Here is a 17,694-nt window from a genome sequence, read left to right on the forward strand (position 1 = left end):
TCTTTCTAGATACTTTTCATTTTTTAATCAGTTCGATTGTTTTTACTTGACAAAGGGCTTTACATATCAGTCGTGGAGATCATAGCCAAACAAGGGGAAGGACTCGGTAAAGGAACCACGCCCCGCCATGATTTCCGCTCTGCCATTTGACAAAGCATCAATGGTAGTGTACTGCTGATAGAGCCTTACAGGGTCCATGGAGGAAAGGATTGAAACTGCTGATGTTAACTTGATATGCTTGGTATTGACGGCACCAGCTGCCAGCACAATCTCAGGTGCAGAAACCGCAAAATCTTCTCGGTGATGTTCCCCAATCCCATAAACATCAAGCCCCACAGCATCAGCTAGTTCGATTTCTTTGACTAGCTGGCGAATCCGCTCGTCGTGGCTGTAAGTTTCCCCTGTTTTTTCTAGTGGAGTTGTTTCGCCAAATGTTGAAATACCTAATTCTACCATGATGTGTTCTCCTTTACATATTTTACTTATTTGATGGTATTATTTTATCTCTAACTAGTGATAATGTCAAGAGCTTTGCTCACAAAATAAAACGACTAGGAAAACCTAATCGTTTCATCATATTATTCGTAACGTAATGCCTCAATTGGATCAAGCTTAGAAGCCTTATTAGCAGGAAGAACGCCGAAGACAATTCCGACTGCTGCTGAAAAGGCTAAACTTCCTAATACAACCGGTATTGATATTTCAGCTGTCATCTCTCCCATAACCTTTGTGGCGTTGAGAATAAACACAATGGCTTGAGCGATAGCTAAACCGATTGCTCCACCTAAAGTGGTCAATACCATGGCTTCAATCAAGAACTGCATAAGGATATTTCCTCGGGTTGCCCCCAGAGCTTTACGAAGACCGATTTCACGTGTCCGCTCAGTCACAGATACCAACATGATGTTCATAACACCGATACCACCTACAAGAAGTGAAATTCCTGCAACAGCACCGATAAACGTAGTGACACCTGACATTTGGTTCTTAAAATCATCTAACATAGCTGACATATCATAGATATCATAACGGGCTTCCTTTAGACCTGTAATGTTGGTCAAGTATGCTGCGGCAGCCTGACCAACCTCAGCAGCTCTACTCACATCTTCTACATGGACATAGAGCCCACTATTTTCCTTGGTACCCATTTCAGCAGCTAGTTGCGTATTGGTCATAATGGCATTTCCGCCTGAGTTGAAACCATAGAGGGAAGTACCTGCTTTGGGATCTTTGTAAACACCAACTACAAGGTAAGAATTGGCATTGACACTGACGATTTGGTTGAGGGCTGCATCGGTTGAACCAAAAAGCTTCTCAGCCAAGGCAACATCCAACATGATAATACGGGAAAATCGGCTGTAATCGTTAGCAGTAAAACGACGGCCAGCCAAGATTTCTAATGCCTTTATGTCAAAATAGGATTGACTAACACCAGTAATAAAGACATTATCAGCTTGCGCATTGCCCGCTGCTACAGTAGAGGTACTTGAAGCACTAATGTAGTAGCCACTGAGCCCATCGATTTCCAAAAGCCCCTTTAACATTGTGTCCGTTACATCTGGCTCCTGTTCTTCAGAAGCCTCGCCAGGAACTGTGTACGTAAATGCACCTTGGGTTCGTTCTTCTGTTCCAACAAAAGGAGTAAAGTAGACCTGAACGTTATTCTGATCACCAGCCAGGGACTTTTCAATACTCTTAGACATACCTGTTCCCATTGCTACAATGATCACAACAGAGGCCACACCGATGATAATACCCAACATGGTCAAGAGAGAACGCATCTTGTGAGCTAGGATAGATTTTAAGGCAAACTTCCAATTTTCCATCTATACCTCCTCCCTTCTACTATCTTCGGTAATGATACCGTCACGCAAAACGATTTTACGTTTGGCATAGGCAGCAATTTCAGGTTCGTGTGTAACCATGATAATGGTCTTTCCTTCATTATTCAACTCTGTCAAGAGTTCCATGATTTGCTCACCTGTCTTGGTATCCAAGGCACCTGTTGGCTCATCCGCCAAGATAATAGCTGGTGTATTGACCAAGGCACGCGCAATGGCAACCCGCTGTTTCTGTCCACCTGATAGCTCAGATGGCAGGTGAGTCATCCGCTCAGCCAACTCCACTTTCTCCAAATAACGTTTAGCTAATTTTTTCCGTTGATTGGCTGGAACCCCTGCATAAATCAAAGGTAACTCAACATTTTGAAGAGCATTGAGTTTTGATAGCAGGAAGAATTGTTGAAAGACAAACCCGATTTGGTCATTCCGAACCTGAGCTAATTTTTTCTCAGAAAGTTGACTGACTTCTTCACCTTCTAACCAATAGTTCCCTGAACTGGAACGATCTAAAAGCCCGATAATGTTCATCAGGGTTGATTTACCTGAACCAGAGGGTCCCATAATAGCAAGAAATTCTCCTTCTTCCACCTCTAAATCGATATCTTTAAGGACACGCAGTTCTTGGTCGCCATTTTTATAGGATTTGTTGATATTAGTTAATCTAATAAGTTGGTTCTTCATTGGCTTCAACCTCTTTTCCTTCTTCAAGGTCTGGAGTTGGAATAGTAATGACCTGATCTCCTGCTGCAATACCTGTTGTCACCTCTTGATTGAGAGCATCTGCATTTCCAAGGGTAACCTCTACTTTTTTAGCCTTCCCTTCCACAATTGTCCATACAAAGTTTTTATCTTCTTCTGGAACAACTGCTGTTACAGGAATTAAAATATGATTGGTAGTATTAACCACTTCAATATTCACAGTAAAACCTTGTTTCAATTCGCCCAATTCACTGGTCAAGGCAGCCTTGAAAGGATACTTGGCACCTGAACCACCACCTGCACCTGCTACTGCACTTGCGGTTTGATCTGTTGTTGGATAATTTGAAATATAGGTAATCTTACCAGTCCATGACTTATCTGGGTATACCTTGCTGGTTAATTTCACTTCTTGATCAACTGCAATATTTGCCAAATCATATTCTGTCAAATTTCCTGTCACTTGTAGGCTACCTTGGTTGACGATATGAACAACGGTCTGACTAGAAGTTGAACTTTTTGAGACAGATTTATTCACTTCCACAACTGTACCAGCTACTGTACTTGTAACGGTAGCTTCTTGCAAGGCTGTATACGCTTTATCCACAGCAGCTTGTGCATCTGCGTACGAATCATTCAAGTCTGCCAACTGCATATCTACTGAACGTTGAGCTGCAGCTGTTGCCGCTTCATCTGTTGCAGCATCACCAGTTGTTTGAACAGTCTGACCATTGTTTCTCAAATCATAAATCTGACGCCCAATCTTATCCCGTCCTCGAACAGCAGTATCCAAAGCAGACTGTAATTCTGTTGCATCATAGCGAATCAAAGGTGTTCCTACCTCAACTTGAGTTCCTGGCTCAACCAAGACCTCGCTCAAATCTCCTTTTGAAGGATCATAGTAAACGTATTGTTCATCTGCTGCAGAAATCGTTCCTGTCAATAAGGTCGATGAAGCAATCGATCCCTCTTTAGCTACTGTATAGGTCAAACTGGTCGCAACTTGCTCTGTAGAAGTTGGTGAGGAACCACCTAATACACCTCCAAATACCAAGGCACCACCAATTAAGGCGACAGCCGCAACACTGAGACCACTGAACAAAGCAATTTTAGCTTTCTTTGTCTTTAACATATGATACTCCTTTTCTAATTCAAAACATATTTATTTTGTATTGTCTTTATAATACACAAATACACGTTTTTTTGCAAGTGTTTTCTTAATCATTTTACAAAAAGTTCGGTATTTTTCCTACTTACATTTTTGTAAGGTAACGTAGCGGATTTTTGATTGATAAGTAAAAAAACGATAGAATGAAGATAATTATCATTTAGAGGAGAAAAACTCATGAAAGAATTTGATATTATTGCCATTGGTGGGGGCAGCGGCGGTATTGCTACTATGAACCGTGCTGCTATCTATGGGGCTAAGGCTGCTGTGATCGAAGGAAGCTATCTAGGAGGGACCTGTGTTAACCTTGGTTGTGTACCCAAAAAAATTATGTGGTACGGTTCTCAGGTAGCAGAAGCCATTCACCACTATGGACCTGAATATGGATTTACTAGCCAAGAAGTGACCTTTGATTTTGCCACCTTGCGTAAAAATCGCGAAGCCTATATTGAGCGTTCACGCGCATCCTACGGTAATACTTTTAACAATAACGGAGTAGAAGTTATCCAGGGTTTCGCACGTTTTGTGGATAATCAAACGGTTGAAGTCAATGGTGAACTGATTCGTGCAAAACACATTGTCATCGCAACTGGCGCCAAACCGGTAGTCCCTGCTATTCCTGGCAGTGAGCTAGGGATTGTATCTGACGATGTCTTTGCATGGGAGGAATTACCTTCTTCTGTGGCTGTGATTGGTGCTGGTTATATCGCTGTAGAAATGGCTGGTCTCCTACATGGACTCGGTGTCCAAACTGACCTCTTTGTTCGTGGAAATCGCCCTCTTCGTAGCTTTGATACCTACATTGTTGATGCCTTGATGGAAGAAATGCAACGAACCAACCTTCCACTCCATACCGGGAAAACTCCTGTCAGTCTTGAAAAAACTGATGATGGACAAATCCAGATTAACTTTGCTGACGGTAGTAACCATATTGCTCAGAAGGTCCTTTGGGCAATTGGACGTAAACCAAATATTGACAAACTCAACCTGGAAGCAACTAGTGTTCAACTTACTTCTTCAGGACATATTTCTGTCAATGAATACCAAGAAACAGCTGTACCAGGCATCTATGCCCTCGGTGATGTAACTGGTGAAAAAGAATTAACACCCGTTGCAATCAAGGCAGGTCGCCTTTTGGCAGAACGTTTATTTAACAATAAACCAACCGCAAAAATGGATTACACAACCATCCCAACTGTCGTCTTTTCTCACCCCGCTATCGGAACCGTTGGTCTAACTGAGGACGAAGCAATTGCTCAATACGGTCAGGACAATGTAAAAGTCTATACTTCAGCCTTTACTTCTATGTACACTGCCCTAGAAAACAATCGCCAAATGGCTAAGTTTAAATTAGTAACTGTAGGAGAAAATGAAAAAGTCGTTGGACTGCACGGCATTGGCTATGGTGTCGATGAAATGATTCAAGGATTCTCAGTTGCTATCAAAATGGGAACTACAAAAGAAGAATTTGATGCCGTTGTCGCCATCCATCCGACAGGTTCTGAAGAATTTGTCACTATGCGTTAACTCAATTGAAAAAGTCCAGACATGAAGGTCAGCACTGTCTGGACTTTTTCTTATGGTAATATAGCAATTGCTCGCACTGGTGAACCCGAAGCCTTCTCCCAATGAGGAAAAGCGATTGAAATCAATGCACCTGTTGGTGGTACCTGATCCAAGTTTGCCAATACTTCCAACTGATAAATATCTTTTGATAGGAGATAGTATTCTTCTGGTAAACTTCCTCCGTGTTTGGCTGCAGATACTCCTGAATCGGTATCCAAAGTTTCATGGCCAACTGCTTTCACCTGACATTCTTCAATCAAATATTCTAGAGCTTCATGACTCCATCCTGGTGTACGTTGAACTCCATCTTCGTCTAGATTACGAATGGCATCTTGACTGGGCCAGCGCTTTGACCAATCCGAACGAAAGGCAACAAAAGATTCTGGCGCAATCGGACCATATTCAGCCTCAAAGTCTAAAATATCCTGCTTAGTTATCTCGTAGTCATTATTTGCTATAACAGCAGATGATTTATCAATAACGTAGAGTGGCAGGAGTAAATCTTTCAAATCAATCTCATCAAGATAACGAGCTCCTTCTACAAAATGAATCGGAGGATCAATATGGGTTCCGTACTGCCCCACAACCGTAAATTGTTCGACAAAGAAACCATCCTTATGAGTAAATAGGGCTTTCTTTTCGAGAGCTGGTAGCGCAGGGAAATGCGGGCTCTTTTCATTGATTTGGTGAGTCAAGTCTACCCAAGTTTTAGATTTAAGAGTACGGTAAATATCAAGTAATTCTGTCATAGAAATTCTCACTTTCTTTTTTTATTATTCTAGCATAGGTATAGGTTGTTTTGCATATAATTTGTTGTTTTTTTACTATATAAGTTTCTTATTAGCTGTTATAAAAATCACCTATAGAGTTGTTACAGCCGATGAAAGAGCATTGACTTTCTTATCCAATCTCACTATAATTTTTGTTAACCATAAAATTTTAAGAGGATAACAGATGAAAACAACTTCTATCAAATCACTTGTTTATATCGCTATTGGAACAGCCTTAATTTCCACTCTTTCGCAAATCAGTCTGTCTATCGGGCCTATTCCCTTTACCCTGCAAACCTTGGCAATCGGCTTAGTAGCTTGTTTATATAATCCGAAAGAAGCAATTGCAAGTTTGATGCTATATCTAACTCTAGGCGCTATCGGTTTACCTGTTTTTGCTGGTTTTTCTGGTGGCTTTGCTGCACTCACAGGACCGACATCTGGCTTTCTATGGGGGTTTCTACTCTACACTATCATCACTTCTGCCCTCACTAAATCAGACTCCTCACCAGTCACAATTTTTCTAGCCTGTCTACTTGGAACAAGTATCTGTTTCCTTCTCGGCTGTTTTGTATTTAAGCTAGTTTCAGGAGCGAGCTGGTCAGATACCTTAGCCTGGACAGTCCTTCCCTTTATCCTGCCAGACTTGGTCAAAATTTCCATTGTTACTCTATGCCACCGCCTATTGCAACCTATCACCAAAAAAGAAGCCTATTTTTCTTAGGCTTCTTTCATTTATTTATTAGCAAACGCATCGAGTAGAACTTGAAATTCCTCATTGCTAAGAGTGATCCCTTTCCCCATCTTGGTATGGTCAGGACTCCAGGTACGGATGTCATACTTGGCTGGTGCTCCATTAAAAGATACTCGATTAAGCTCCTTGGTCCATCCTTTATCATTTTCAGATAAGACCAATAATTTTTCTTCAATTTCAAATGTAAATTCTGCCATTTGTTACCTCCTCACTTATCTATTCGAAAAAGCTTGTCATTTTTATAAAAATTAGATAATATAATTATATCAAGTTTGAAAGGATTATGCCATGAAGAGGTTTTTAGAAGTTATTTTCGAGCAGATTACCGTCTTTTTAGAACATGGCAAAGCTCCTAAGTCTATTGAGCCAGATAGCAAGGAAGATATCAAGAATAACTTGGAGCTGGCTTTATATAAAAAAGCTGCAGTCCATGTCATCTATGGTGATCGTAGTTTCACAGGTGACATTGTAAAATATGATACCGATCGCCAACGGATTATCATGAAAAATTTCAAACGTCAGGTTACCAGCATTATAAAAATCGAGGACATCAAAAAAGTTACCTTGGTTCCAGATAGCATCAAGACTTCTCAACAACAAACAAAAGGCTGAAATTTCGGCCTTGCAGATTGAAGAAAAAGTCCATTTTGGACAATTTTCTTCAATCTTTTTTCTTTATGTTGAAAATTAAAAACTCTCAGAAACATCGAAATATCAATGTTTCTAAGAGTTTATCTACGTTCTGAGGCTGAAATTTCGGCCTTTTTATTTTATGCACGAATAGTTAGGGATTGCCCGTCCTCTTGGTAGAGGTTGATGAGACCTGATTTGCAGGCACGAATCATGTCACCAGGATAGATTTCACGGTCCAGCTTAATAGTTAAGAGTTCCATCGGCTTGTTGGCACGTTCAATCTTTTCTCCATTTGAATCGCGAAGTTCCTGAATAGTGGTTTCAAAATGACGGAAACCTGGTCCGTAAAACTCTACTTGGTCACCTTCGTTGATAACATTACGCTGACGAATGGTTGCAGTCATGGTTTCCTTGTCAAAAGCCACTACTTCGGCGATGAATTTGTATTCTGGAATCTTACGGCGGGCTCCAAAGAGTTGCTCATTTTCACTCGGCGGGCTATAGTAGAAACCTGTTGCCAATTCCCGTTGGGCAACCTTCCACATTTCGTCAATCAAGTCTTGTTTGATGGCCTCAAACTTTTCTGGACTTTCCAGATAGGCATCAACCGCCGCCTTATAGCAGTTGGTTACGGTTGATACGTAGTGGACAGATTTCATACGGCCTTCGATTTTCAGGCTATCGACCCCATTTTCAATCATGTCTGGAATATGGTCGATCATACACATATCCACCGCAGACATAGAGAACTCCTCTGGGATTTCCCCTTTAATCGAACGACGTTCTTCGCCAAATGGGAGGTCATAGAGGTTGTACTTCCAGCGGCAAGACTGGGAGCAGCCACCGCGGTTGGCATCGCGTTTGCTCATGTGGTTGGAGAGGACGCAGCGGCCTGAGTAGGAAATACACATGGCTCCGTGAACAAAGGCTTCAATCTCCACGTCTGTGCGTTTGCGGATTTCAGCCACCTCTTCCATGGTCACTTCTCGGGCTAAAACGACACGGGTCAAGCCCAATTCCTTCCAAAACTCAAAGGTTTCGTAGTTGGTAGATGATGCCTGGGTTGACAGGTGAATTTCAAGACCCGGTGCTTCGGTTGCACAGATAACGATGAGGGCTGGGTCGGAAACGATAACCGCATCCAAGCCCATGTCTCGTAGTTCACGGAACCAAGCTCCCGCTCCTTCTTCATTGCCTTCGTGGGTGACCATGTTGGCAGCTACATAGACCTTGGCACCACGGGCATGGGCATATTCGATCCCTTCCCGCATCTCATCCATGGTAAAGTTCCCTGCACGGCTACGCAGACCGTAGGCCTGGCCACCGACAAAGACAGCATCAGCACCATAATCAATGGCTACCTTCAATTTCTCCAAAGTCCCAGCAGGTGACAAGACCTCGGGACGCTTTAATGTTTTTGACATAATAAACTTCTTTCTATTTGCAGGATAGAATAACGATGTTGTTTCATTCGGAAACTTAGGGCAGAGCTAACTCTGCCAGGATAGAGTAAGTAAAATAATAAATATATGATTAAACTGAAACTTATTTAACCTTATTGCGGTCAAATTCGTAGAAGCCTGTATCCAAGCCACGTTCAGCTGGATGGAGCTTGCGAACCTGTTCATCCAAAAGGAAGGCCTGATCATAAGTGAATTCGCCTTTTTCAATCAAATCTCTTGCTTGAACAAAAAGCTTAACAATTTCAACAAAGTTCTGACCAGGGCAATAGATACCATCAAGTTTCCAATTATGATAACCATGTTCATCTAATTCTGACAGCTTGGTCATCATATCAATGTCATTGTTGATAAAGATATGGGTACCGTGCTTGTCCTCAAAGATAGAATAGTGGCTATCTGGGTCGCTCGGCTCAGCTAAGAAAAGTCCGCGTCCACGTGACAAATCTGTCTCATCAGCCTTTGTAAAATTGTAGTAATTCTGTAACAAGGTTCGTTTAGAATGATGAATAACAGAGGCGCCGTAGACCAAGATTTCCGCTGGCATTTCCAAGTTCTTAGCAATATCAAAGAGTTCTTCTGATGGAATCTCTCTTGCCAAAACAGCCTCTACTGCTCCATGATCTTTCCAAAAGTTAATCTGACGGCTGGAAGTCACAAAGACAGATGTATCATAGATTAGCTTGAAATTGTAGCCATCACGTTTATTGATATAGAAAATTCCAGTATCTCCGACAACCAGATAATCAACCTTGATTTCCCTCATTAGCTCCATAAACGGTTTGATATTGTCCATCATATCTTGGTGCATGAGGGCATTGGCAGCGACCGTCAATTCCTTCCCAGCGCTATGAACTAGCTCTGCTATTTCCCTGAGTTCATCATAGGTAAAATTTGTTGGGATGCGAAGGGCATGGTCCTCTTCCCCAACATAAATACGGTCAACTCCTGCTGCAAGCAGTTCTTTGACCTGCTCAATACTTTCAGCTGTTGCTGTAATGATAATTTTTTCCATAAAGATAATTATATCAAAAAGAGAAATATCTGATAAGTGACTACCTGTATTTTAATATTCAGACTTTTCTAATCTTTCTCTTGTAACATTATTGTAATATAAATGACATAAAAATTCAGCAATGTTATGGTATTCTTTAGGGAGCAGAGAAGGAGACGATATGGCATTAAGACACTATCAGTCCCATGAGTACCAGTACGAAGAGTATATCCCGAAAGAGAAAAAGGCTAATTTTCAAACCTATCAGGCAAAAAATACCAATAAAGAACGTCTAAAGGAATTGTTGTTTTTTGTTAATATCGCATTTTTTAGTTTGATAACAGTCATCGCTAGTTATGTCTATCTATCCGTAGGCATTCCTGTTTTTGTTGCCATCATATTGGCAAGTGCGACGGGTTTTCTTGGACTACGTTTGGTTCAAATTGGGCTAAAGAAGAAATTTAAACCCAAACAAGTTATAAGAAAAAATGAATAATGAAGTATAAAGGCAGAGAAGTTATCCTCTGCCTTTTTTGAATGAACTACCGCCGTCTGTAAACAATTGATTCTCTGCACCTCTTAATATAGTCTGGTAATTTTCTATTTTATAATCTAAACGATCTAGAGCTTGCTGAATTTCCGACAAGCGTGACCGCAGTTCTTCCTGTTCCTCTTTTAGTAAATCAATCCGAGCTTCCACTGTACTATCTCCTGCCTGCACCAAGCCCATATACTCAATCAAGCGCTCAATAGACATACCAGCACTCCTAAAACAGCGGATAAATTCCAAAATGGCTACATCACTTTCCGAAAAGTTCCTTACTCCAGAAGATTTTCTTGCAATTTTGGGAATAAGCCCTATCCGCTCATAGTAGCGAATGGTATCAGCTGATAGACCAGTCACTTCACAAACTTCTTTAATGTTCATATTCATCTTCCCTTAGTTTTGTATGTCTATTATACACCTTAAAGTCAAGTATGTGAGAAAAAATCTGGGTTTCCCCAGATTTACTACCCTATAAATAATCACCCTTGACAACAAAAAAAGTGCCACGAATCTCGCCTGCTAGTTTAGAGCGTTGGCGGGCAAACTTGAATTTTCCTTCAAATTCTTTTGGTATTTCAATGCCGTCTGACAATTTGAAACCGACCGCTCGTTTGCCTCCTTCTTCCAGTGTATAGAGGACATTGACAGCCAGACCATTGTCATATCGTCATTCAGTTTATCTTTTATTACTGCGTTAACTCGCTTTGCCGTACTCCAGTACTGCCTGCAGCTCGTTGCCTAGTACTAAAAGCAAACTGAAAGACTATAAAAGTTGGGCTGGGTTGAAGGAGTGTAGGGGAGTTTGATAGTCAGGGGAGTGACTATCAAAGCACAAAACGCTCTGCCAAGACCTTCTCGATGAAGGGCAGGATTTCAGGCTTCTCCTCTGGGCTATAGACCACGAACTCCTGCTTGTATTTGTTCCAGAAATAGCGGGCTTCATTGGCACGCAGACCTGCCAAGACTTCTGCGACTGGACTAGTTTCCAAGCCTGTCGTTTCGACTTCTTTAAAATTTACTGTATAAGACATGATTTTCCTTTCAATAAAGAAAGCACCCGAAGGTGCTAGGTAAGGCCTTCCTACCGACTTCAGGTTCGAGGTCGGTAGAAAAATTTATTAGGCGTTGAAAGCATCTGTCAATTGTGGCACCACCTGTTTCTTACGCGAAACAGCACCTACTAGGAAGGCATGGTTGTTTTCCAACTTGAAGTTGAAGGCCGCTTCCACCTTGTCCATGTTGCTACCAAGAGCAAGGATTTCAGAGTTTGAGTTAACGATGTCTGTAATCATCAAAACAAAGTCAGAGTAGCCATTTGCTGCTGATGCTGCTGTCATAGCTGCTTCGATTTCTGCTTGGCGTTCCAAGACTTCTGCAATGTCCACTGTGTTGACTTGGGCTACACGCACGTCATTTCCATTCAAGCCAAATGTTTTGGCATCGATGTCAATCAATTCTTCTGCTGACTTGCTGGCAAGGTTGGTTCCTGCTTTCAAGAGTGCCAAGCCGTATTCTTCCAAGTTCACACCAGCAATTTCCGCCAATTCAGCTGCTACTTGTGGATCTGTTGCGTGAGTGGTTGGTGATTTGAGCAAGAGCGTATCTGAAATCAAGCCTGACAAGAGGAGGCCTGCTACTTCTTTTGGAGGCGTCACACCATTTTCTTTGAAGGCACGATAAACGATTGAAGATGCTGAACCTACTGGCTCCAAACGCATATACAATGGATTTGCCGTTTCAAAGTTTGCAACACGGTGGTGGTCAATAACAGCTGCCACTTCCACATCCTTGATATCTGCGATTGATTGTTGGAATTCATTGTGGTCTGTCAAGATGACTTGGCTAACGCCTTCTGCCTTAGCAGACTCGACCACGCGCGGTGCAGTAACACCAAAATAGTCAAGCGCAAACGCTGTTTCTTCATTTGGCGTTCCAAGTGCAACTGCTTCCGCATCACGACCAAACACTTCACGCTCCAAGTGAGCCCAGCCGTACGATGATGCAATGGCATCTGTATCAGGATTTTGGTGACCAAAAACTAAAAATTTAGACATGTCTACAACCTCATTTTTTCTAATAATCTCCTATATTTTACCATAAATAAAGCCCAATGTGAACATGGACGAGTCCAGATTTGCCAAACGTTTTCAAAAAGAGTAAGATAGAAGGTAGCAATACAAAAGGAGAATCATATGAAATTTTCAGACTATACCTATGTCCGTCCAGATTATGAAGCTATCAAGGCTCAATTTTCTGACTTGACAGACCAGTTGGCTCAGGCAAATGACTTGGAAACAACTCGTACACTTGTGGCAGCTGTTACAAAATTACTCAACTTGGTCGATACCCAGTACAACCTCTGGATGATCCGTCATACTATTGACATGAACGATGAGTTCTACAATGAAGAAACCAAGTTTTGGAATGAATATTCACCACTTTTTGAAGAATTGACCACCAACTACTACCGTGTCATTGTTCAGACCCCTTACAAGGAAGAGTTGTCAGACATCTTGCCTAAAACCTTCTTCATGCAGGCAGAAAACAAGCTCAAGACCTTCTCATCTGCTGTGATTCCCTTGTTCCAAAAGGAAAATGAATTGACCGATGAGTACAGCAAATTGATTGCTGGTGCAGAAATTGATTTCCAAGGTCAGACTTACAACCTGGCACAAATGGGCCCATTCGGTCAATCAACTGACCGCGAAGTCCGCAAGGCTGCATCTGCTGCCACAACTGCCTTCTTTGAAAGCAAGGAAGCTGATTTTGACCGTGTTTATGATGAATTAGTAAAAGTCCGCACAGAAATCGCCCACAAACTCGGCTTCAAGGACTATGTGGAATACGGCTACCTCAAGATGAACCGTTTCGACTACAATCGTGACATGGTCAAGGTCTACCGTGAAGAAATCCTCAAACACATCGTACCGATTGTACAAGATTTGCGTCAACGCCAAGCCAAACGCTTGCAAGTTCCAAGCCTCAAGCACTACGACCTCAACCTTGAGTTCTTGGATGGAAATGCTGTTCCTCAAGGTGATCCTGACTTTATCGTCAGCCAAGCTCAAGATATGTACCGCGAATTATCCGCAGAAACAGGCGAGTTCTTCGATTTCATGATTGAGCATGAACTCTTAGACTTGGTCGCAAAACCAGGTAAAAACAGCGGTGGCTATTGCACCTACATCCCTGACTTCAAGAGCCCATTCATCTTCTCTAACTTCAACGGAACCAGCGGTGATATTGATGTCTTGACCCACGAAGCTGGTCATGCCTTCCAAGTCTATCGTTCCCGTTGGATCCAAAGTCCAGAAGTTGTCTGGCCAACCTATGAAACCTGTGAAATCCACTCCATGTCTATGGAATTTATGACTTGGCCTTGGATGGATCGTTTCTTCAAGGAACAAGTCGATAAGTATAAATTCACCCACTTGGCAAGTGCCCTACTCTTCTTGCCTTACGGTGTCTTGGTGGACCACTTCCAGCACGAAGTCTATGAACATCCAGAATTGACACCAGCAGAACGTAAGGCAACTTGGAAAAAACTCCAAGACCTCTACCTGCCAGACCGTGATTATTCTGAGTCAGAAGCTCTTAACCGCGGTATCTTCTGGTATCGTCAAGGTCATATCTTTGCTAGTCCATTCTACTACATCGACTATACCTTGGCCCAAGTTTGTGCCCTCCAATTCTGGAAACGTACGCAAGTAGATCACGATGAAAATGCTTGGGAAGACTACATCCGCATCTGTGATTTGGGCGGCACCAAGTCCTTCTTGCAAGTGGTTGAAGCCGCAAACCTCCAATCACCGTTCAAAGAAGGTGCCCTCGAAAGTACCGCTAAGGCTGCTGCCGATTGGTTAGATGCAGTTAAGGATGACGAACTCTAAAACGTAAAAATCTGAATGAACAGCTCATTCAGATTTTTTTGATTTGACAAAGTTGATGTATTTTTCTCCAAATGTTTCAATTTGCTCCAAGACCAACTTAAATTCCTGCCCAATCTCACTTAGTTCATACTCCACTTTTGGTGGAACCTGGGCGTAAACCTTACGCGTAATCAATCCATATTCTTCTAATTGTCGGAGTTGCTTGGTCAAGGTTGCTTGGGAAATCCCTGTTAATCGACGATGCAATTCATTAAACCGAATGGGACCTTCTTCGATATGATGTAGTAATAACATACTCCATTTCCCTGATAAGACACTCTGAGTGGTCACATAAGGACACTCCGGAACTGTATGTTGTGTGAAAGTTGCCATAATTTCTCCTTTATTTTCCCTTGATACTACACATTACTTCATAAAAAGATAGTGACTATTCAAAAAAATCGTACTTGTATTTTTTTAGTACCTGTTACAATAATACCATAAACTGCGAGAGCAGGAAAGTATTTTCTCAAAAGGAGTGATACAATGAATATCAATTGCACTATATAATACAAAGGAGTACCTATGTCACTAATCTCAGTTTTCAAAAATATATTTACAAAAAAGGAAGAAAAAAACATGAAAAACATTCTATTTATCGTCGGTTCACTACGTGAAGGTTCATTCAACCACCAAATGGCAAAGCAAGCTGAAAGCATCTTAGAAGGTCAAGCAACTGTATCTTATCTTAACTATAAAGAAATCCCGCTTATGAATCAAGACCTTGAAACACCAGTCTTGCCAGCTGTCCAAGCTGCACGCGATGCGATTATGGCTGCAGATGCCATCTGGATTTTCTCACCAGTATACAACTTTGCAATCCCTGGTACTGTGAAGAACTTGATTGACTGGCTCAGCCGTGCCCTAGACTTGTCAGAAACACGTGGCCCATCTGCTCTCCAAGATAAGGTTGTAACCGTGTCATCTGTTGCCAATGCTGGACACGAGCCAATGTTCGCTAGCTACCATGTACTCCTACCATTTGTTCGTATGCAAGTTGTAGGCGAGTTCACAGGGACTACCGTCAACCCAGAAGCATGGGGAAATGGACAGTTGGTATTGTCAGAGGAAGCCATCGCCAGTCTGCAAGCACAAGCTCAAGCTTTGTTAGAAGCTTAGATTCTACAGGTCAATATACATCCTTCTATGATCTTTATCGAGTTGAAGTTGATAAAATTGCAGAACTCTGGGATGTTGTTGTACCAATCGAGGAAGATTCCAAAACTTCCAATAGCAATGGTAAATTCTAATCAAAAACCAAGAAAATAAGATGAAAGAAAATTAAAATGAAACTATATTACATCATCGATGCTTATTGTGGTTGGACCTATGGCTTTAACCACATTTTCACAAAATTCATGCAAGACCATCCTGACATAGAAATAGAGGTCATTAACGGAGGCTTGTTTGTCGGAGATAACAAAAAGAAAATGGTTGATTTCCAGCAGGCACAGACCATCAACAAACAAATCGAAAGCTATTACCAAATGTCTTTTGGCGATAACTACAATCAATTGTTTATGGATAAGGACTTTACCATGGACTCCCTTGGTCCTGCTAGAGCCTACTCAGTCTTGAAAAACTATGTTGAGACACCTAACCATGCTCAGCTAACATTAGACATTCAAGCCTTATTTTTTGAAGATGGGTTAGACCTCAGTCAAGCAGACAGTTACACCAGCCTAATTGGTAGCTATCAGTTACCTACAAAGGCTATGGAAGAACTATCAAGCATCTTGAATCAACCAGAAAATCTACACCCAGACTTTATCAAGGCTTATGAAATTGGGGCAACCTCTTTCCCAACCTTGTTACTTGAAAAAGACGGGAACTTCTTTAACCTTATTAACCAAGTTCGCACAGTAGACGATTTGGAAAAAAATTTCCAAGAGGCAGTTGCTCAATAGAAAAGAAAATACCTATGTCAAAAAATCAATTATATAAAAATATTTTAGAAGAGACTTATCTAGCTACTGCTCAAGGTCGAATAGAAGATTTCAAGAGCCATTTGGCTGCTGATATCTCTTGGACAGAAGCTGCAGGCTTTCCCTATGCCGGTACTTATATCGGTCCAGATGCCGTGATTGAAAACGTCCATGCAAGACTAGGTTCTGAATGGACCAATTATAGTGCCACACCTGTTGATTACGCCTTTTCAGGAAACCGTGTCATGGTTTATGGCTACTACAAGGGGAGCTACAACCTTACTCAGAAATCCTTTCAAGCAGATTTTGTCCATATTTACGATTTTAATGCTGAAAATAAAATTACACACTTTATCCAAATCGTAGATAGCGCACTTGTTGAGAAAGCTATGAGATAAAAATCAATTTTCAAAAGTCTATTCGTCACATATTAGTTCACCAAAAGATACTAAGTAATTCGAAAATTCCTATAAATTGTATCAGAAAGTCAGGTATTCCTATGTACAATTCCCAATTTGAGCTGGGCCATGTTGCCCTCAATGTCCGCAATCTGGAACTCCAAAGCCTGTTTTACCAGCAGGTATTGGGCCTCCAAGTTCTGACTAAAAACTCTAACCAGATTGATCTTGGCGTTGGAAAAAACATCCTTATTCGACTTATTCAAACAGAGCAGAAAGGTGAAGTTAGCCACAGCTACGGACTCTATCACTTGGCCATTGTCCTACCTAGCCGTGAGGACCTAGGGACCATTTTCCGCCACTTTATCGACAATAAGATTCCCCTCCAAGGCGCTAGCGACCACGGTTACAGCGAAGCCATTTACCTAGCCGACACCGAAGGCAATGGCATCGAAATTTACCGCGACCTCCCGCAAGACTCTTGGGATGTCCGCCCAGATGGACGAATTGTTGGCATCACTGAGCCTATGGATGCTGAAACGATCTATGCTTTAGGGAAAAAAGCTGACGCAGCCTATCAGATGCCAGCTGGCAGTCGCATGGGTCATGTCCATCTATCTGTCCGAGAAAGCTCCGCTTCAAGCCGATTTTACCAAGAAGTCCTAGCTGTCGAGGATAAATTCTCCGTCCCATCTGCAGCCTGGCTAGCCTCAGGCGACTACCATCACCACCTAGCTGTCAATGAATGGGGCGGAAAACATCTCCAAACACGAATAGAAGGTATGCCAGGACTTGCCTACTACACAGTCATCTACTCTAGCCCAGCAGATTTTAAAGCAACCCTAGAACGCGCCACAGCTGCAAACCTAAACCTTCAAAGACTAGACAATAGCGCAGCCTTTGTTGATGTGGATGGTATAAAGACTAAGCTTGTTTTAGATTAGTCATAACCACCCGTGAAAACGGGTGGCTTGTACACCGGCTATAAGCCGTTTCTCTCCAGCGACGTCTAA

At 41.9% G+C, this 17,694-nt stretch carries 19 protein-coding genes and 2 pseudogenes; 9 read left to right on the forward strand and 12 right to left on the reverse strand.

Translation table 11 applies throughout. The features are described 5' to 3' along the window. Nucleotides 1–69 precede the first annotated feature (69 nt). The 4 genes and pseudogenes from SST111_RS04160 to SST111_RS04175 form a co-directional block, all read right to left on the reverse strand. Nucleotides 70–456, reverse strand: a pseudogene (locus SST111_RS04160) (LLM class flavin-dependent oxidoreductase); the annotation flags it as partial. 122 nt (nt 457–578) lie between these two features. Further along, nucleotides 579–1,826, reverse strand: coding sequence for an ABC transporter permease (locus tag SST111_RS04165; RefSeq protein WP_043029071.1), 1,248 nt, complete (start codon nt 1,824–1,826; stop codon nt 579–581). After that, the gene (locus tag SST111_RS04170; protein WP_099810124.1) at nt 1,827–2,522 is read right to left on the reverse strand and encodes an ABC transporter ATP-binding protein; all 696 of its coding nucleotides are present in this window, start codon (nt 2,520–2,522) and stop codon (nt 1,827–1,829) included. Then, complete coding sequence (locus tag SST111_RS04175) at nt 2,503–3,669, reverse strand: efflux RND transporter periplasmic adaptor subunit (RefSeq protein WP_099810125.1); 1,167 nt, start codon at nt 3,667–3,669, stop codon at nt 2,503–2,505. Before SST111_RS04175 ends, SST111_RS04170 begins: the two co-directional genes overlap by 20 nt. A gap of 213 nt (nt 3,670–3,882) precedes the next feature. On the opposite strand from SST111_RS04175, the gene gorA reads away from it, so the two are divergent. After that, complete coding sequence (gene gorA, locus SST111_RS04180) at nt 3,883–5,232, forward strand: glutathione-disulfide reductase (protein ID WP_099810126.1); 1,350 nt, start codon at nt 3,883–3,885, stop codon at nt 5,230–5,232. 50 nt (nt 5,233–5,282) lie between these two features. Here the strand turns inward: gorA and SST111_RS04185 are convergent, their stop codons facing one another. Beyond that, nucleotides 5,283–6,020: a cyclase family protein gene (locus SST111_RS04185; protein ID WP_099810127.1), complete on the reverse strand. Its 738-nt coding sequence runs from the start codon at nt 6,018–6,020 to the stop codon at nt 5,283–5,285. A gap of 205 nt (nt 6,021–6,225) precedes the next feature. On the opposite strand from SST111_RS04185, the gene SST111_RS04190 reads away from it, so the two are divergent. Then, nucleotides 6,226–6,765 carry a biotin transporter BioY gene (locus SST111_RS04190; RefSeq protein ID WP_099810128.1) on the forward strand — a complete coding sequence of 180 codons (540 nt, stop codon included), beginning with the start codon at nt 6,226–6,228 and terminating at the stop codon, nt 6,763–6,765. Between the two features lie 11 nt (nt 6,766–6,776). Here the strand turns inward: SST111_RS04190 and SST111_RS04195 are convergent, their stop codons facing one another. Further along, nucleotides 6,777–6,992: a YdbC family protein gene (locus SST111_RS04195; protein WP_004194749.1), complete on the reverse strand. Its 216-nt coding sequence runs from the start codon at nt 6,990–6,992 to the stop codon at nt 6,777–6,779. A gap of 91 nt (nt 6,993–7,083) precedes the next feature. Between SST111_RS04195 and SST111_RS04200 the strand changes: the two genes are divergently transcribed. Further along, on the forward strand, nt 7,084–7,407 hold the full coding sequence (locus tag SST111_RS04200) for a hypothetical protein (protein ID WP_013730213.1): 324 nt from the start codon (nt 7,084–7,086) through the stop codon (nt 7,405–7,407). Nucleotides 7,408–7,565: 158 nt separating this feature from the next. On the opposite strand, the gene SST111_RS04205 is transcribed toward SST111_RS04200, so the two are convergent. Both SST111_RS04205 and SST111_RS04210 read right to left on the reverse strand, forming a co-directional pair. Then, nucleotides 7,566–8,852: a peptidase U32 family protein gene (locus SST111_RS04205; protein ID WP_024385886.1), complete on the reverse strand. Its 1,287-nt coding sequence runs from the start codon at nt 8,850–8,852 to the stop codon at nt 7,566–7,568. A 121-nt stretch (nt 8,853–8,973) separates the two neighbouring features. After that, on the reverse strand, nt 8,974–9,903 hold the full coding sequence (locus SST111_RS04210; protein ID WP_024384623.1) for a peptidase U32 family protein: 930 nt from the start codon (nt 9,901–9,903) through the stop codon (nt 8,974–8,976). A gap of 160 nt (nt 9,904–10,063) precedes the next feature. Between SST111_RS04210 and SST111_RS04215 the strand changes: the two genes are divergently transcribed. After that, complete coding sequence (locus SST111_RS04215) at nt 10,064–10,378, forward strand: DUF3270 domain-containing protein (RefSeq protein WP_002938687.1); 315 nt, start codon at nt 10,064–10,066, stop codon at nt 10,376–10,378. 21 nt (nt 10,379–10,399) lie between these two features. Here SST111_RS04215 and nmlR read toward each other — a convergent pair whose 3' ends face one another. The 3 genes and pseudogenes from nmlR to SST111_RS04235 form a co-directional block, all read right to left on the reverse strand. After that, the gene (gene nmlR / locus SST111_RS04220; RefSeq protein WP_024393144.1) at nt 10,400–10,810 is read right to left on the reverse strand and encodes a stress response transcriptional regulator NmlR; all 411 of its coding nucleotides are present in this window, start codon (nt 10,808–10,810) and stop codon (nt 10,400–10,402) included. Nucleotides 10,811–10,898: 88 nt separating this feature from the next. Further along, nucleotides 10,899–11,460, reverse strand: a pseudogene (locus SST111_RS12620) (phage tail protein). A gap of 87 nt (nt 11,461–11,547) precedes the next feature. Then, nucleotides 11,548–12,483, reverse strand: coding sequence for a manganese-dependent inorganic pyrophosphatase (locus SST111_RS04235; RefSeq protein ID WP_099810129.1), 936 nt, complete (start codon nt 12,481–12,483; stop codon nt 11,548–11,550). A 138-nt stretch (nt 12,484–12,621) separates the two neighbouring features. Here SST111_RS04235 and SST111_RS04240 point away from each other — a divergent pair, with 138 nt between their 5' ends. Next, a complete protein-coding gene (locus tag SST111_RS04240) occupies nt 12,622–14,319 on the forward strand; it encodes a M3 family oligoendopeptidase (RefSeq protein ID WP_099810130.1) in 1,698 nt (565 codons plus the stop codon). 24 nt (nt 14,320–14,343) lie between these two features. Here SST111_RS04240 and SST111_RS04245 read toward each other — a convergent pair whose 3' ends face one another. Beyond that, nucleotides 14,344–14,691 carry a winged helix-turn-helix transcriptional regulator gene (locus tag SST111_RS04245; RefSeq protein WP_099810131.1) on the reverse strand — a complete coding sequence of 116 codons (348 nt, stop codon included), beginning with the start codon at nt 14,689–14,691 and terminating at the stop codon, nt 14,344–14,346. A gap of 246 nt (nt 14,692–14,937) precedes the next feature. On the opposite strand from SST111_RS04245, the gene SST111_RS04250 reads away from it, so the two are divergent. From SST111_RS04250 to SST111_RS04265, 4 genes are all read left to right on the forward strand, one after another. Further along, nucleotides 14,938–15,477: an NADPH-dependent FMN reductase gene (locus tag SST111_RS04250; RefSeq protein WP_099810135.1), complete on the forward strand. Its 540-nt coding sequence runs from the start codon at nt 14,938–14,940 to the stop codon at nt 15,475–15,477. A gap of 167 nt (nt 15,478–15,644) precedes the next feature. Next, on the forward strand, nt 15,645–16,265 hold the full coding sequence (locus tag SST111_RS04255; protein WP_099810132.1) for a thioredoxin: 621 nt from the start codon (nt 15,645–15,647) through the stop codon (nt 16,263–16,265). Nucleotides 16,266–16,279: 14 nt separating this feature from the next. Next, nucleotides 16,280–16,681 (forward strand): nuclear transport factor 2 family protein, encoded by a 402-nt coding sequence (locus SST111_RS04260; protein WP_099810133.1) that lies wholly within the window; start codon nt 16,280–16,282, stop codon nt 16,679–16,681. Between the two features lie 101 nt (nt 16,682–16,782). Next, nucleotides 16,783–17,625 (forward strand): VOC family protein, encoded by an 843-nt coding sequence (locus SST111_RS04265; RefSeq protein ID WP_099810134.1) that lies wholly within the window; start codon nt 16,783–16,785, stop codon nt 17,623–17,625. Nucleotides 17,626–17,694 lie beyond the last annotated feature (69 nt).

Origin of the sequence: Streptococcus suis YS161, from assembly GCF_002760245.1 — a bacterium.
In the GTDB taxonomy this organism is placed as follows: Bacteria; Bacillota; Bacilli; order Lactobacillales; family Streptococcaceae; genus Streptococcus; species Streptococcus suis_I.

Excerpts from the sequence above, each read along its gene's own strand:
- SST111_RS04165 (WP_043029071.1), bottom strand. The coding sequence starts at position 1,826 with ATGGAAAATTGGAAGTTTGCCTTAAAATCTATCCTAGCTCACAAGATG.
- SST111_RS04170 (WP_099810124.1), bottom strand. The coding sequence starts at position 2,522 with ATGAAGAACCAACTTATTAGATTAACTAATATCAACAAATCCTATAAA.
- SST111_RS04175 (WP_099810125.1), bottom strand. The coding sequence starts at position 3,669 with ATGTTAAAGACAAAGAAAGCTAAAATTGCTTTGTTCAGTGGTCTCAGT.
- gorA (WP_099810126.1), top strand. The coding sequence starts at position 3,883 with ATGAAAGAATTTGATATTATTGCCATTGGTGGGGGCAGCGGCGGTATT.
- SST111_RS04185 (WP_099810127.1), bottom strand. The coding sequence starts at position 6,020 with ATGACAGAATTACTTGATATTTACCGTACTCTTAAATCTAAAACTTGG.
- SST111_RS04190 (WP_099810128.1), top strand. The coding sequence starts at position 6,226 with ATGAAAACAACTTCTATCAAATCACTTGTTTATATCGCTATTGGAACA.
- SST111_RS04195 (WP_004194749.1), bottom strand. The coding sequence starts at position 6,992 with ATGGCAGAATTTACATTTGAAATTGAAGAAAAATTATTGGTCTTATCT.
- SST111_RS04200 (WP_013730213.1), top strand. The coding sequence starts at position 7,084 with ATGAAGAGGTTTTTAGAAGTTATTTTCGAGCAGATTACCGTCTTTTTA.
- SST111_RS04205 (WP_024385886.1), bottom strand. The coding sequence starts at position 8,852 with ATGTCAAAAACATTAAAGCGTCCCGAGGTCTTGTCACCTGCTGGGACT.
- SST111_RS04210 (WP_024384623.1), bottom strand. The coding sequence starts at position 9,903 with ATGGAAAAAATTATCATTACAGCAACAGCTGAAAGTATTGAGCAGGTC.
- SST111_RS04215 (WP_002938687.1), top strand. The coding sequence starts at position 10,064 with ATGGCATTAAGACACTATCAGTCCCATGAGTACCAGTACGAAGAGTAT.
- nmlR (WP_024393144.1), bottom strand. The coding sequence starts at position 10,810 with ATGAACATTAAAGAAGTTTGTGAAGTGACTGGTCTATCAGCTGATACC.
- SST111_RS04235 (WP_099810129.1), bottom strand. The coding sequence starts at position 12,483 with ATGTCTAAATTTTTAGTTTTTGGTCACCAAAATCCTGATACAGATGCC.
- SST111_RS04240 (WP_099810130.1), top strand. The coding sequence starts at position 12,622 with ATGAAATTTTCAGACTATACCTATGTCCGTCCAGATTATGAAGCTATC.
- SST111_RS04245 (WP_099810131.1), bottom strand. The coding sequence starts at position 14,691 with ATGGCAACTTTCACACAACATACAGTTCCGGAGTGTCCTTATGTGACC.
- SST111_RS04250 (WP_099810135.1), top strand. The coding sequence starts at position 14,938 with ATGAAAAACATTCTATTTATCGTCGGTTCACTACGTGAAGGTTCATTC.
- SST111_RS04255 (WP_099810132.1), top strand. The coding sequence starts at position 15,645 with ATGAAACTATATTACATCATCGATGCTTATTGTGGTTGGACCTATGGC.
- SST111_RS04260 (WP_099810133.1), top strand. The coding sequence starts at position 16,280 with ATGTCAAAAAATCAATTATATAAAAATATTTTAGAAGAGACTTATCTA.
- SST111_RS04265 (WP_099810134.1), top strand. The coding sequence starts at position 16,783 with ATGTACAATTCCCAATTTGAGCTGGGCCATGTTGCCCTCAATGTCCGC.